This window comes from Cupriavidus sp. NPDC089707 (assembly GCF_044748965.1).
Taxonomy (GTDB): domain Bacteria; phylum Pseudomonadota; class Gammaproteobacteria; order Burkholderiales; family Burkholderiaceae; genus Cupriavidus.
On sequence record NZ_JBIVHB010000014.1, the window covers coordinates 85,678 to 100,169 of the forward strand.

A 14,492-nucleotide genomic window follows, 5' to 3' on the forward strand; every position below is an offset into this window, starting at 1 on the left:
AGACACTTTCACCTGAAGGAAGTTCGCCATGGCAATAGCGACCCTGACCATCAACAGCCGCAACTACGGTGCCTGGTCGCTGCGCGGTTGGCTGCTGGCAAAGTTCAGCGGCCTGGAATTCGACGAAGTGCTGGTGCCGCCGGAAGACCCGGACAGCCGGGCAGAACTGCTGCTGCTTTCGCCATCGACCCTAGTGCCCCGGCTGGACCACGATGGGGCAAAAATCTGGGACACGCTGGCCATCGCCGAGTATCTGAACGAGCTGCGGCCTGACGCTGGGCTGCTGCCCGCCGACCGCATTGCCCGCGCGCACTGCCGCGCTATCTGCGGGGAAATGCATTCCGGTTTCAGTGCGCTGCGCGCCGCGCTGCCGATGAACCTGCGCGCCCATCATCCCGGCTTCCAGGTCTGGTCGCGTGCGCAAAGTGACATCGACCGGATCACGGCCATTTGGCGCGAATGCCTGGCCACGTACGGGGGCCCCTACTTGTTTGGTACCCGCTCCATGGCCGATGCGATGTACGCGCCGGTTGTCACCCGCTTCCAGACGTACGACGTGCAGCTTGATCAGGCCTGTGCCGCCTATTGCCGCACCATCCTGGCGATGCCGGAACTGCAGCAGTGGATCGAAGCTGCGCGGCAGGAACCCGCGGAGATCGAGGAGTTGGACGTGGAGTTTTGAGGCGGCCAGCCCTCGCCCCATGATCGCCTCGCTGGCTCGGCCCCAAGCGCCGCGATACCGGTCGTGCCGACCGGTTACTACGCGCGTAGCGATGACCCGTTGTAGGTAGGCGGCGATGCTCGCTTGGCGGAGCCCTCAAGGAAGAAGGCGGATGGAACTGCGATGAAGGAGATGCCCACACAACCAGCCAGCACAGCATTTTCGACCGGCGGGCCAGCCTGGTCGTCGGGCGCGCTACACTGCGCGAACGACCAGCCGGCTTCCCTGACAGCCACCGCCGGCGACCGGCTCGACTGCATCGTGCGCGCCACCGTCGCTGCCGCCACCGGCGGTGTCTCGCCGGCGACGCTCTGGCTGGCCAGCCTGGACTGGGCAGCGCATCTGGCGGTATCTCCGGGAAAGCAATATGCGCTCATACTGCAGAGTCTGTGGCACGTCCGGGATGGGATGACGGCCGCGGCTTCGCCGCTGGCCCTCGGCGCGGAGCCCGACCCGCGCTTTGGCCATGCGGACTGGGGTCACTGGCCTTTCCGCTGGCTACGTGACACGTTCCTGGAAATGCAAGCATTCTGGCAGGAAGCGACCACGGGCCTGCCGGGCGTGTCTTCGCACCATGAAAACATTGTCAATTTTTTGGCCCGGCAATGCACCGATATGCTTTCGCCGAGCAACTTCTGGTGGCTCAACCCCGAAGTCCTGCACGTGGCCGCCGAAACGGGCGGCGCCAATTTCGCCGCGGGCGCCGGGCACTGGCTGGAGGACCAGCGAGACATCCTGGCCGGCTATGCCCCGGGTACCTCGCGTCGGCGGTGCGCGCCCCAACGCGTCGGCAAGGACGTGGCCACGACGCCGGGTAACGTCGTTTTTCGCAACGCATTATTCGAGTTGATCCAATACGCGCCACAGACAGCGACGGTCTGGCGCGAGCCAGTGCTGATCGTGCCCTCGTGGATCCTGAAGTACTACATCCTCGACCTTTCGCCCCACAACTCGTTGGTGCGCTATCTGGTGGCGCAGGGGCACACGGTCTTTATGATGTCCTGGCGCAACCCAGGCAAGGAAAGCCGGGACCTCGGCCTCAATGACTACCTGGAGCGTGGGCTGTTCGATGCGATCGAACAGGTACGTGGGATGGCTGCCAACGCGCCCGTCCATGCCGCTGGCTATTGCCTCGGCGGGACGCTGCTGGCCATTGGCGCCGAAGTCCTGGGCCGCGACGGGGGCCCGGATGCAGCCGCACTCAAGACCGCGACGCTGTTTGCGGCGCAGACCGACTTCAGCGACCCCGGCGAACTGGGGCTGTTCATTGATGCCAGCGAACTCGCCTATCTGGAGGCGCTGATGTGGGAGCAAGGCTATCTGGACGGGCGCCAGCTGGCAAACGCGTTTCAGCTGCTGCACTCGCGTGATCTCATGTGGTCCCGGTTGGCTGGTGAATACCTGCTCGGCCAACGGGCGCAAGCGACGGACCTGATGGCCTGGAACGCAGACACCACACGCCTGCCCTCCCGGCTGCATAGCGAAACGCTGGAGTATCTGTACCTCAACAACCGCCTGGCCGAGGGCAAGTACTGCGTGCATGGGCGGCCGGTGGCGCTCGCCGACCTGAGGCTGCCGATGTTCGTGGTGGGCACCGAGCGCGATCATGTGTCGCCCTGGCCATCGGTCTATCAGCTACACCTGCTGACACACGCCGAGATCAGCTTCCTTCTCAGTTCAGGCGGACACAATGCGGGCATTGTGTCTGAGCCGAGTCATGAGGGGCGCCATTACCGCTTCGGTACGCGCAATGAGGGCACCCCCTATCTAAGTCCGGGCGAATGGTTTGCGCAGACGCCGGTCACTGATGGCTCGTGGTGGCCGCGCTGGCAACACTGGCTGGCTGCGCACTCCACTGAGCGGATCGTCCCGCCTGTCCCGGGCGCGCGTTTGGGGGAAGCACCGGGCACCTACGTCCTCGAATCTTGAGAATGCGACGTCGGACCGTTTTGGTCAGTGCTTGCCGGCGAGCCTGTCGGCACGCGGCCGGATCAGCGTTTCCGGCCGCAACGCCTCGTCGAGCGCTTCGGCGGTCATCAGGCCCCGCGCCAGCACCACTTCGCGGATGGTGGTGCCCCTGGCATGGGCCTCGGCGGCGACGGCGGTCGCGTTCTTGTAGCCGATCACGGGATTGAGCGCTGTCACCAGTGCGATCGAGCGCTCGATGGTTTCTCGCAAGCGTTCAGGGTTGGCGGTAATGCCGTCGACGCACTTCTGCGCCAGCGTCACGCAGCCATTGGTCAGGTGCCGGAAGCTGCGTAGCAGGCTGGCGGCAATCACCGGCTCGAAGGCATTGAGCTGCAACTGGCCGGCCTCCGCGGCAAAGGTGATGGTGGTGTCGTTGCCGAACACTTCGAAGGCGATCTGGTTGACCACCTCCGGAATGACGGGATTGACCTTGCCCGGCATGATCGACGATCCCGCCTGCATCGGCGGCAGGTTGATCTCGCCGAAGCCCGCGCGCGGCCCGCTCGACAGCAGCCGCAAGTCGTTGCAGGTCTTGGACAGCTTGACCGCAATGCGCTTGAGCACGCCGGAGATCTGCACGAAGGCGCCGCAATCCTGCGTGGCTTCCACCAGGTTGGGGGCGAGACACAGGTCGATGCCGGTGATCCGCCGCAATGATGACAAGGCCTTCGGCGCATAGTCGGGGTGCGCGGTGATGCCGGTGCCGATCGCGGTGGCGCCGAGGTTGATCTCGCGGATCAGCACCGCGGTTTCGCGCAGGCGCGCCATGTCTTCTTCCAGCATGACCGCGTAGGTGGAGAACTCCTGGCCGAGCGTCATCGGCACCGCATCTTGCAGCTGGGTGCGGCCGAGCTTGAGCAGGCCGGCGAACTCCGCCGCCTTGCGGTCGAACGCGGCGCGCAGGACTTCCATCGCTTCGAGCAGGTGCCCGATGGCGAAGTACGTGGCGATGCGCAGGGCGGTGGGATAGACGTCGTTGGTGCTTTGCGCCATGTTCACGTGCTCGATAGGGTGCAGGAACTGGTATTCACCCTTGCTGTGCCCCATGTGCTCGAGCGCGCGGTTGCAGATGACTTCGTTGGCATTCATGTTCGTCGACGTGCCGGCGCCGCCCTGGATCGTGTCGACAATGAACTGGTCGTGCAGCATGCCTTCGCGCACGTCATGGCAGGCGGCCAGGATGGCGTCGCGCAGGTTGGCGGGCAGCAGGCCGAGATCGGCATTGGCCTCGGCGGCGGCCTGCTTGACGGAGGCCAGCGCAATGATCAGCTCGGGCCAGGAGGAGATGGGGGTGCCACTGATCTGGAAGTTTTCCCAGGCCCTGAGGGTGTGGACGCCGTAGTAGGCGTCGGCCGGCACCTGGCGTTCGCCAAGCAGGTCGGCTTCGGTGCGATAGGTATTGGTCATGACGCGATCCGATAAGAGTTGATGCCGCCGGTCAGCATCGCAGGTGCTCCCAGGCCGCCCGCACTTCACCAGCCAGCTCCTCGGCACGGCCGCGGTAACGCGGCGAGAAATGGAATGGCGTCACCGCGCCAGCGCCGATGCAACATGCGATCCGGCCAGCCTGGGCAGCGGTCAGGTGGTTCTTGCGCAGGGCGTGGGTGCGGTCTGCATCCAGGAACACACTCTCGATAAAGAGATGGTCGACGCCTTGCATCAGGTTCGACAGCGCTTGCACGTTGTCGCTGGTATCGCGCAGGTCGGTCGCGTAGCCGATGCGCTGGCCAGGCTCGGCGTCAAGGATCAGGCGGCTTAGTTCGCCGACCGTTCGTGTCACCGCACGGTCGCCGCTTCGGTCGCGCCATTGCACGAGAATCGGCGTGTCCACGGGGGCACCGGTCAGGACCGCATGCTTCAACTCGCGCAGCCACGCGCCTTTGGTCATGCCCGATGCTCCCAGGCGCTCCTTGTTGATGCCGAGACGGGCTTTCTCTTCGACCATGTAGGACAGGCATGGAATGCCGTGGTCGACAAAGCAGGCGCGCACACGGAACGTCGTCTCGTCGTGCACGATATCGTCGCATTGTTCAGTCGTTGCCGCATCCATGCTGGCAAAGCGGTCCCGGCTTGAAAAGCGGGCGCTGCGCATGTGGCCGTCCAGTGCCAGTTCAAACGCCTCAACCACCAACTCCATGTCGTAGCGATGCACGACATTCCAGGTATAGGCACGCAGCTTATGCCCGACCTGCGCCACGAACCCTGGCCCGCCGTACAGCGCGATGAACGGCTTGCGCCCGAGCAGTACCCGCAGCAGATGGTCGAAGCCGGAGAAGTGATCCATATGCGTATGCGTGACAAACACGTGCGAGACGCGCATCAAACTGCGCGGCATCAGCGCGGTGATGTCGCCCAGGTCGAATAGCAAAGCGCGCCGTTCGTCCAGGAAGTCCACGAACAGGACGGGGTCGCCGAAGGCGTCATTGACGAGGCGGGCTTGCAGCAGAGGCCGCATGGTCACTCGCGCGCGGAAGTCATGGAGGCAAGGTGCCTGTCCGGGCACATGGGCCGGTTGCCGGCCCTTGTACTCAGAATAGGACGCAGCGAGCGATTCCTGCAGCTGATGACGTTTCGCCGTGGCGCCGCTACGCATGCCGGCCCGCTGCATCGCGGAGACAGCGGCCGGCGCGGCAAGGCTAGGCGGTCACGCGTTGCAGGGAGGCCAGGCGCTCAATCGCGTCCTGCAGTTCTGCCTGCAGCCGTTCGACGAGTTCAGCCGCCGGCAGCGATCGGGCCAGCGGTACCGCCTGTCCCGCCCACTGGGCCGCATAGTCGGCGCTTCCCCTGGTCTTGGCGGCAGCGTGGAGCGCCTTGCCGGCGTCATAGGCGATCGGATAGTCGGGAATGGCTGGCGCGTCCGGATGCTCGCCGATTTCCGTGAAGCGGTTCGTGAAGCCCCGGGCGGCGCGGCCGGAGATGGCGCGCGTGAGCGTGGTGGGGCGCTTGCTGTCCGCCGCGAGCGCGCTGCGATAAGCGGCGTCCACCGACGTCTCGGGGCAGGCGATAAAGGCGGTGCCAAGCTGCGCCGCTTGCGCGCCCAGCGCCAGTACTGCAGCAATCCCCGCGCCGTCCATGATGCCGCCCGCTGCAATCACCGGCAAGCCGGTGTTCTGCACCAGGACGCGCACCAGTGCCAGCGTCCCGAGCCCCTCGTCGTATGCGCCCGGATCGAACGCGCCACGATGGCCGCCAGCTTCGATGCCTTGCGCGACAATGGCATCGATGCCCGCGGCTTCGACCTGGCGAGCCTCCTCCAACGACGTCGCGCTGGCCAGCAGCACGATGCCTGCATCGCGCAGCGCATCGATCTTTTGCTGCGCGGGAAGGCCGAAATGGAAGCTCACGGCGGCGGGCTTTTCTTCCAGCAGCATACGGAACATATCCTCGTCTTCGACGAAGCTCTTGTAGATCTCGCGCAGCGTGGCGGGGGCCGTGCCGCCGTGTTCCGCGAAGTGCGGGGCGAGATAGTCGAGCCAGGCCTTCTCGCGCGCGGGATCGGACTGGGCCGGCGCGTGGCAGAACAGGTTGACATTGAACGGCTTGCCGGTCAGGGCTCGGGTCTCGCGGATCGCCTTGCGCGCGCCCTCGGCGTCCATGGCGCCGACGCCGAGCGAACCGAGGCCGCCGGCCTCGGACACGGCAGCCGCCAGCGCGGGCGTACCGACGCCTGCCATCGGCGCCTGGATGATCGGCGTGGAAATATGGAGCCGCGCGAGCAGGCCGTGGCGGTTGTCCAGAGGCTTCGATGTTTCCATGATGCAGTCCTTTGTTGATTCGCCAGGCGCCTGAACGCACCGGGCATAAAGCGGTTGCGGCCTGCAATGGCGCGCAAGCGGGTATTGGTCAATCATGGCGCAGCGCCCGCACGAAGGCTTCGTATGCCGACGTGCTGAAGCCGGATCGCCTGACCAGGAAGGTATGGACCGGCCTGACCGGCACCGTGTGAAGTTCCGCCGCATCCGGGTGCATTGCCAGCAGGGAGCGCGGCACGATGCCGACGGCGGATCCCGCCAGGACGTAGGCAAGGATCGCATGATAGGAAGGCATTTCGACCACGGAGAGCCGGCGGCGCATCTCCTCGCCGCCTGACTCGAGCCATGTCTCCGCGCACTGCCGATAGGTGCAGCCTCTGCTGAAGGCCGCAAGCTGCCGCAGCGTAACGTCCCTGGGCTGGCGTACCTTCGGATGCGTGGCGGGCAGCACCAGCACCAGCTCTTCGGTCCGCAGGAAAATACCGTCAAGCCCCTCACCCAGCGCGGCGACGTCGAGGCTGCGCGGTGTGCCCGCGCCCGGATGGGCTACCACCGCGCAGTCCAGACGGTGCGCCAGTACGGCGTCGACCAGAAATTGCGTGGTGCCCGTTGTGACGGTCAGTTCAACATCCGGCCAGGACGCGTGATAGCGCCCCAGCAGCTTTGGCAGCACCGTTGCCGCTGAACTCTCCATCGAGCCCAGGCGCAGGGTGCCGCTCGGCGCATTGGTGCGCATGGATTGCCGGGCTTCCTCGGCCAGCGCGAGCAGTTGCTCGGCATAGCTCAACAGGCGCTGGCCTTCGGGCGTCAGGATCATCTTCTTGCTGTCGCGCTGGAACAGCGAAACGCCCAGGCTTTCCTCCAGCTGCTTGATGCGCGTGGTGACGTTGGATTGCACCCGTTCGAGCGTCCTGGCCGCCCGCGTGATGCTTTGTTCGCGTGCGACGGCCCGGAAGATTTCAAGTTCAGCAAGTTCCACACCGGCTACGCACCTTGCGGTGTCGTTCTCAAAATAAGAATAAAATATTATTTAGTATTGTAAATTGAGAATGCGATGTCAAGGCGGGATTCATCGCGAGGTCGAACACCGCTCGCAGGCCGCTGGGCATCATCACGTCCGAGTGCCGCGGCGATGGCTGCCCCTGCCTGCGTGTTGTAGCCGCGGCCCTTATTCCGATCGCGATGCGTGCGGCCCGCGTTCCAGGATCTTGTACAGGTGCGAGCGGGAGATCCGCAGCTGCTCGGCCGCGCGTTTCTTGTTGCCGCCATGCCGCGCAACGGCATCCATCACCGCGGCGTAGGCAAGCTCCCTCATGCCCGCGGCGGGCTCGCCTGGCGATCGAAGTGCGGCAGAGGCCGATGGCAGGTCGTCCGCCGCGGAAGGGTCGTACGGATACGCTGGTTCGGCCGCATGCACAGGGGGCTGGCTTTCCAGCCCCGAGAGCCCGCGCGCCGATTCGCCGCGAGCGAAGTCCGCCACGCGCAGCGTCCGGCCATCGCAGAAGACCAGCGCCTCCTCGATGCGCTGGCGCAGCTGGCGCACATTGCCGGGCCATGGCTGGCCGGCGAGGTAGCGCGCCACATCGTGGTCGATGCCTGGCGCCGGCATGGCGTTGCGCGCGCAGAAGGCGTCGACGAAATGCTGCAGCAACGCCGGGATGTCCTCGCGCCGCTGGCGCAGCGCGGGGATGCGCAGCACCACGCCGCTGAGCCGGTAGTACAAGTCAAGGCGAAAGCGTCCGGCGTCGATCAGCTCGGGAATGTCGCGGTTGGTGGCCGAGACCAGCCGGAAGTCGACCCGCTGCGCGCGGCGGCTGCCAAGCCGCTCGACCATGTGGTCTTCGAGCACGCGCAACAGCTTGACCTGCATCTCCATCGGGATATCGGCGACCTCGTCGAGGAAGACCGTGCCGCCGGCTGCCAGTTCGAGCTTGCCCGCCTGCCCCTGGCGCTGGCTCCCGGTGAAGGCGCCGGGCGCGTGGCCGAACAGTTCGGACTCGATCAGCGTGGCGGGCAGGGCAGCCAGGTTCAGGCTGACCAGAGGCCGTCCGCTGGCCGGCTCGGCTCCGGCGCCGTGGATGGCGCGGGCCACCAGTTCCTTGCCAGTGCCGCTTTCGCCCAGGATCAGCACCGGCACGTCAAGGCGTGCCACGGTCTGGATTTCGCGGCGCAGGCGCTGCATCGGCGCGCTTTCGCCGATCAGGCCGAACGTTGGCTGCCTCTCGTGCATGCCGTCGCGCAGGTCACCGAGCTTGCGCTGGTAACGCGCCACTTCCGAGCGCAACTCAACCAGCTCCCTGTGCATGCGGACAAGGGCTTCCGGACCCTTGAACATGACCTGGCCGATAGCGCCCACCACCTCACCGTCCTGACGGATCGGCATGCGGTTGACCACGCGGGTGGCGCCGTCAAGCTGCTGCAACTGGCCGATCTCGGCCTTCCCGCTGGCCACCACCTGCGGCAGCCGCGAATTGGGGATGACGTCGGCCGCCGGGCGGCCAATGCCGGCGCCGGCGTCGAGACCCAGGAATTTTTCGTGGATGGGGCTGATGAAGCGCACCCGTCCCTCCTTGTCGACCACCGTGATGGCCTGGTACGGGTCGTTCAGGAAGTAATCCAGGATCGCGCCGGCGAAGGGCACCGTGCCCAGGAAGTCGAGCAGCACGGCCTGGGTGTCGGCGCGATGCAGAAGGATCAGCTGGTGGTCGCCATCTTCCAGGCACAGGCCGATGTATCGCCGGGTGCCGGCCTCGACGGGGAAAAGCCTGCGGCCCGGGGTCGGCGCCCGCGCATGTGCGCATGCAGTGAACGCCGCGTCGGCAATGGCGGGGTCGGTGCAGGCTCCGATCGCCGCCACCCGGGAGCCGTCGCGAGAATAAACCAGCACGCCGAGCGCGTTCCTGTCGGTGTCTTGTGTCGTCAATGAGGACACTTGAGGTCTCCATGCGTGCCTCTGGTGCGGACACGTTTGTGTAGTCGTTGCGGACATCCTAACGGCGGCCCGGAAATTGTTCAATGAAATCAATGCGTCATTGAGCGTCCTGTGGCTGGCACGGCTCCTGCGGAGAGTTTGGGTGCATGTACCGCGCAAAGACACAGGAGAGGACAGTGAGCTGGCAGCCCGAAATCGATGAACTGGCCTACCGTCGGCGGCTTGCCGCCCGGATGGGCGGCGAAGGCAAGGTGGAGCGCCACAAGGCGGCCGGCAAGCTGACGGTGCGCGAGCGCATCGATGCGCTGGCCGATCCCGGCTCGTTCCGCGAGGTCGGGGGGCTGACCGGCAGCGGCCGCTATGACAGCAACGGACGGCTGGTGGACCTGATCCCGTCGAACCTGGTCATGGGCCGCGCGCAGGTCGGCGGCCGGCCGGCGGTGCTGGTGGGAGACGACTTCACCGTGCGCGGCGGGGCCAACGAGGGCGCGGTGGGCGACAAGCTGATCCACGCTGAAAAGATGGCGCACGACCTGCGGCTGCCGATGATCCGGCTGGTCGACGGCACCGGCGGCGGCGGTTCGGTGCGCAATATCGAGATCAAGGGCCATACCCTGATCCCCACCATGAAGGTCTGGCAACACGTGGTGGAGAACATGTCCGTGGTGCCGGTGGTGTCGCTGGCACTGGGTTCCGTGGCGGGCATGGGCGCGGCACGCGTGGCCGCCAGCCACTACTCGGTGATGGTCAAGGAAACCTCGCAACTGTTTAACGAGGGCCCGCCATCGGTGGTGGCCCGCGTCGGCGAGGCACTGAGCAAGAACGAGCTGGGCGGCAGCCAGATCCACACCCGCAACGGCGTGGTGGACGATGAGGTCGGCACCGAGCAGGAAGCCTTCGCGCGCGCGCGCCGGTTCCTGTCCTATTTGCCGCCTTCCGTGTTTGAACTACCGCCACGGATCGAACCCGGCGACGATCCGGCGCGCCGCGACGAATGGCTGCTGTCGGCGATTCCGCGGGACAACCGGGCCGACTACAAGATCCGGCCCATCGTGCAGGCGCTGGTGGATGCCGACTCCTTCTTCGAGATCGGCATGCACTGGGGCTGCGCCATCATCACCGCGCTCGCCCGCCTGGATGGCTGGCCGGTGGCGGTGATCGCCAGCGACCCGTCCTTCCATGGCGGCAGTTGGGACAGCGCCAGCGCCGAGAAATTCACGCGCTTCGTCGACATGGCGCAGGCCTTCCACCTGCCGGTGGTCAACCTGGTCGATACCGCCGGGTTCCAGGTCGGCCTGGAGGCCGAGAAGGCAGGGATCATGCGCTGCGGCGTGCGCGCGCTGGCGGCGCTCTACCAGGCCACGGTGCCGTGGTGCTCGGTGATCCTGCGCCGTGCCTACGGCGTGTCGGCAGCCGGCCACCAGCACATGGGGCGCTTCAACTTCCGCTATGCCTGGCCATCCGCCAATTGGGGCGCGTTGCCGATCGAAGGCGGCCTCGACGTCGCGTACAAGGCCGAGATCGAAGGCGCCGACGATCCGGTGCAGAAGCGCGCCGAGATCGAGTTGCGCGTGCGCAGCCTGACATCACCGTTCCGCAGCGCGGAAGCTTTCGTCATCGAGGACATCATCGACCCGCGCGAGACCCGCACGCTGCTGTGCGAGTTTGCCAACCTGGCGGCACCACTGCGCGAAGCCGGGGTCAGCCGGTTTGGCATCCGTCCCTGATTGGCTACGCCTGGCGGCCGGGGCCGGCACAGACATCGAAATACAAACGAGGAGACTGCATTGAAGAAGCTGTTGATCGCCAATCGAGGGGAGATCGCGCTGCGCGTCCTGCGCGCCGCACGCGATCTCGAGATCGGGACCGTCGCGGTCTATTCGCAAGACGACCAGGGCGCGTTGCACCGGATCCTGGCCGACGAGGCCGTCGCCCTCGACGGTACCGGGCCGGCTGCGTACATCGACATTGCGGGCATCGTTGCCGCGGCGAAAGCCTCCGGCTGCGATACGATCCATCCGGGCTATGGCTTCCTCAGCGAACGGGCCGATTTTGCCCAGGCCTGCCACGACGCCGGCATCCGCTTTATCGGCCCCACCGTCGAGCACCTTGCGCTGTTCGGCGACAAGGGGCGAGCGCTTGAGCTGGCGGCCGACAGCGACGTTCCGGTCATGCCGGCGACACGTGGCGCAGCGTCGCTGGAGGAAATCACCAGCTTCTTCGACAAGCAAGGCGGCGCCGGCGTGGTGATCAAGGCGGTCGGCGGCGGCGGCGGCCGCGGCATGCGCGTGGTCCGGCGGCGCGAAGAACTGGCCGAAGCCTATGCGCGCTGCCGGTCCGAGGCGGGCTCGGCGTTCGGCATCGATGCCGTCTACGCCGAGCGGCTGGTTGCGCGCGCGCGCCATATCGAAGTGCAGATCGCCGGTGACGGCGCGCACGTCATTGCCCTCGGCGAACGCGACTGCACCTTGCAGCGCCGCTTCCAGAAGCTGGTGGAAATCGCCCCCAGCCCGGTACTCAAGCCGCAACTGCGCGAGCAGATCATCAAGGCGGCGCTCAGGCTGGCGCGCCGCGTCAACTACCAGAGCCTGGGCACCTTCGAGTTCCTGGTGGAGGAAACCGAATCCGGCGAGCAGAAGGATTTCGTTTTCATTGAAGCCAATCCCCGCTTGCAGGTCGAGCACACCATCACCGAGCAGGTCACAGGCGTCGACCTTGTCGCGCTGCAGATCGGGCTTGCCGCGGGGCGGACGCTCGCCGATCTCGGCCTGGATCCCGCGGCGCCGCCGCAACCGCGCGGATACGCCATCCAGGTGCGCATCAACGCCGAAATGACCGACGCACAGGGCCTGGCGCGTCCGGCACACGGCCGCCTGGAGCGCTTCGACCCGCCTTCGGGCCCGGATGTTCGCGTCGATTCCCATGGCTACACCGGCTATGAACCGTCGCCCAATTTCGACACCTTGCTGGCAAAACTGATCGTCAGCAGCGCAACGCCGAAATTCGACGCGGCCGTGCGGCGCCTGCAGCGCAGCCTGGCGGAGTTCCGCATCGCCGGCGTGCCGACCAACCTCAACCTGCTGCGCGCGCTGGTGCAGCGCGACGACTTCCTCGCGCAGGATGTCCATACGCGGCACTTCGAGGCGATCGTGCAAGAGCTGACCGCATCGGCAGAGAGCATTGCGCAGGCCGGACGCGCGCAGGAAGCCTTGCTGGGCGGCGCGGCCCGTCCATCGCAGTCACACGCGCCGCACCACGCCGATCCGGAAGAGGCGATCAGCGAGGGCCTGGTGGCGATCCGTGCACCGCTGACCGGCAGAGTGGTGGAGATTGCCGTCGCGCTGGACCAGATCGTCAAGCCCGGCCAGACGGTCGCGGTGCTTGACGCCATGAAGATGGAGCACGCCATCGTCGCGGAATGCGGCGGTCGCGTGGTCGACCTGCGGCTGGAGCCGGGCGCACTGGCCTCCGAAAACCAGGTGCTGATCGTGCTGGAACAGCTCGAGGCCGATGGCATCTCCGTGGCTGCCGCGCAGCAAGTCGATCCCAATGCGATCCGCGCGGACCTGCAGCGCGTGCTGGACCGGCATGCTTATCTCGATGACGCCGCGCGCCCCGATGCCGTGGCCCGGCGTCGCTCGCGCGGGCAGCGCACCGCACGCGAAAACCTCGCCGACCTGTGCGATCCGGATACCTTCGTCGAGTACGGTGCGCTGGCGCTGGCCGCTCAGGCGTCGCGCCGCGGCCAGCAGGACCTGATTGCCAACACCCCTGCGGATGGGCTGATCACGGGCATCGGCAATATCAACGGCGATCTGGTCGGCAAGGAGCGGGCGCGCAGCGCGGTGATGGCCTACGACGCCACGGTGCTGGCCGGCACGCAGGGCAAGCGCAACCATATCAAGACCGACCGCATCGTGGAGGTGGCGCTGCGCGACGAACTGCCGCTGGTGCTGTTTGGCGAAGGCGGCGGCGGCCGGCCCGGTGACGTGGATTTCCCTTCGGTGTCCGGGCTGTACCAGCCGTCGTTCGCCGCGTTTGCCGAGCTGAGCGGCAACGTGCCGGTGGTGGGCATTGTCTCGGGGCGCTGCTTTGCCGGCAACGCGGCCTTCCTCGGCTGCTGCGACGTCATCATTGCCGACAAGTCGGCCAACATCGGCATGGCGGGACCGGCCATGATCGAAGGCGGCGGCCTCGGCATCTTCAGCCCTGAAGAAGTCGGGCCCGCATCGGTGCAGTTTGCCAATGGCGTGGTCGATGTCCTGGTCGACAACGAGGCCGAAGCCGTGCAGGCAGCCAGGCACTACCTGTCCATGTTCCAGGGGCGCGTGGCGCACTGGAGCGCGCCGGCGGCCATGGCACTGCGCCAAGTCGTCCCCGAAAACAGGCTGCGTGTGTATGACACCCGCAAGGCCATCGAGGGCATTGCCGACGTCGGCAGCGTGCTGATGTTGCGCGGCGGCTTCGGCGCGGGCATCCACACCGCGCTGGCCCGCGTGGAAGGGCAGCCCGTCGGCATCATGGCCAACAACCCTTATCACCTTGGCGGCGCTATCGACGCGGATGCCGCGGACAAGGCGTCGCGCTTCATGCAGCTGTGCGATGCACACGGGCTGCCGATCATCTCGCTGATCGACACCCCGGGGTTCATGGTCGGGCCGGAAGTCGAGGCCCGGGCACAGGTGCGGCACGTGTCGCGCATGTTCCTGACGGCCGCCAAGCTGCGGGTCGCGTTGCTGGCGGTGACGCTGCGCAAGGGCTACGGCCTTGGCGCCATGGCCATGGCGGGCGGCGGCTTCCGCTCGGCAAGCTTCACCGTGTCGTGGCCGACCGGCGAGTTCGGCCCGATGGGCCTGGAAGGGGCGGTCAGGCTGGGCTTCAAGAAGGAGCTTGAGGCGGTACCGGATGGTCCCGAGCGCAAGGCGCTGTTCGACCAACTGGTCGCCCAATCCTACGAGCGCGGCCACGCGATCAACACGGCGGCTGCCGTCGAGATCGACGCAGTGATCGACCCCGCGCAGACACGGAAGTGGATCGCACAGGGCATTGCCTCCGCGGACGTGCGCAGCCGCAGGGAGCGCCGCGGTTTCATCGATGCATGGTAGGCGCCGTGTCTGAC

9 protein-coding genes are annotated in these 14,492 nt (G+C 66.6%); 4 read left to right on the plus strand and 5 right to left on the minus strand.

The window, feature by feature from the left end:
* The first annotated feature begins 28 nt into the window (after positions 1-28).
* Together ACIP1U_RS21495 and ACIP1U_RS21500 are read left to right on the plus strand one after the other, a co-directional pair.
* Positions 29-682, plus strand: coding sequence for a glutathione S-transferase family protein (locus ACIP1U_RS21495; RefSeq protein ID WP_400319062.1), 654 nt, complete (start codon positions 29-31; stop codon positions 680-682).
* 162 nt (positions 683-844) lie between these two features.
* The gene (locus tag ACIP1U_RS21500; RefSeq protein ID WP_400319064.1) at positions 845-2,650 is read left to right on the plus strand and encodes a PHA/PHB synthase family protein; all 1,806 of its coding nucleotides are present in this window, start codon (positions 845-847) and stop codon (positions 2,648-2,650) included.
* Between the two features lie 24 nt (positions 2,651-2,674).
* On the opposite strand, the gene aspA is transcribed toward ACIP1U_RS21500, so the two are convergent.
* From aspA to ACIP1U_RS21525, 5 genes are all read right to left on the minus strand, one after another.
* Positions 2,675-4,096: an aspartate ammonia-lyase gene (gene aspA, locus ACIP1U_RS21505; RefSeq protein WP_400319067.1), complete on the minus strand. Its 1,422-nt coding sequence runs from the start codon at positions 4,094-4,096 to the stop codon at positions 2,675-2,677.
* Positions 4,097-4,127: 31 nt separating this feature from the next.
* Complete coding sequence (locus tag ACIP1U_RS21510) at positions 4,128-5,144, minus strand: MBL fold metallo-hydrolase (RefSeq protein WP_400319070.1); 1,017 nt, start codon at positions 5,142-5,144, stop codon at positions 4,128-4,130.
* A 181-nt stretch (positions 5,145-5,325) separates the two neighbouring features.
* Positions 5,326-6,444 (minus strand): NAD(P)H-dependent flavin oxidoreductase, encoded by a 1,119-nt coding sequence (locus ACIP1U_RS21515; protein WP_400319072.1) that lies wholly within the window; start codon positions 6,442-6,444, stop codon positions 5,326-5,328.
* Between the two features lie 88 nt (positions 6,445-6,532).
* Positions 6,533-7,420: a LysR family transcriptional regulator gene (locus ACIP1U_RS21520; protein WP_400319075.1), complete on the minus strand. Its 888-nt coding sequence runs from the start codon at positions 7,418-7,420 to the stop codon at positions 6,533-6,535.
* A 189-nt stretch (positions 7,421-7,609) separates the two neighbouring features.
* Positions 7,610-9,373, minus strand: coding sequence for a sigma-54 interaction domain-containing protein (locus ACIP1U_RS21525; protein ID WP_400319078.1), 1,764 nt, complete (start codon positions 9,371-9,373; stop codon positions 7,610-7,612).
* Between the two features lie 176 nt (positions 9,374-9,549).
* Here ACIP1U_RS21525 and ACIP1U_RS21530 point away from each other — a divergent pair, with 176 nt between their 5' ends.
* Both ACIP1U_RS21530 and ACIP1U_RS21535 read left to right on the plus strand, forming a co-directional pair.
* Entirely contained in the window at positions 9,550-11,100 is a 1,551-nt protein-coding gene (locus ACIP1U_RS21530; protein ID WP_400319081.1) for an acyl-CoA carboxylase subunit beta, read from the plus strand.
* Between the two features lie 60 nt (positions 11,101-11,160).
* Positions 11,161-14,478 carry a carboxyl transferase domain-containing protein gene (locus ACIP1U_RS21535; protein ID WP_400319084.1) on the plus strand — a complete coding sequence of 1,106 codons (3,318 nt, stop codon included), beginning with the start codon at positions 11,161-11,163 and terminating at the stop codon, positions 14,476-14,478.
* The last annotated feature ends 14 nt before the right edge of the window (positions 14,479-14,492 follow it).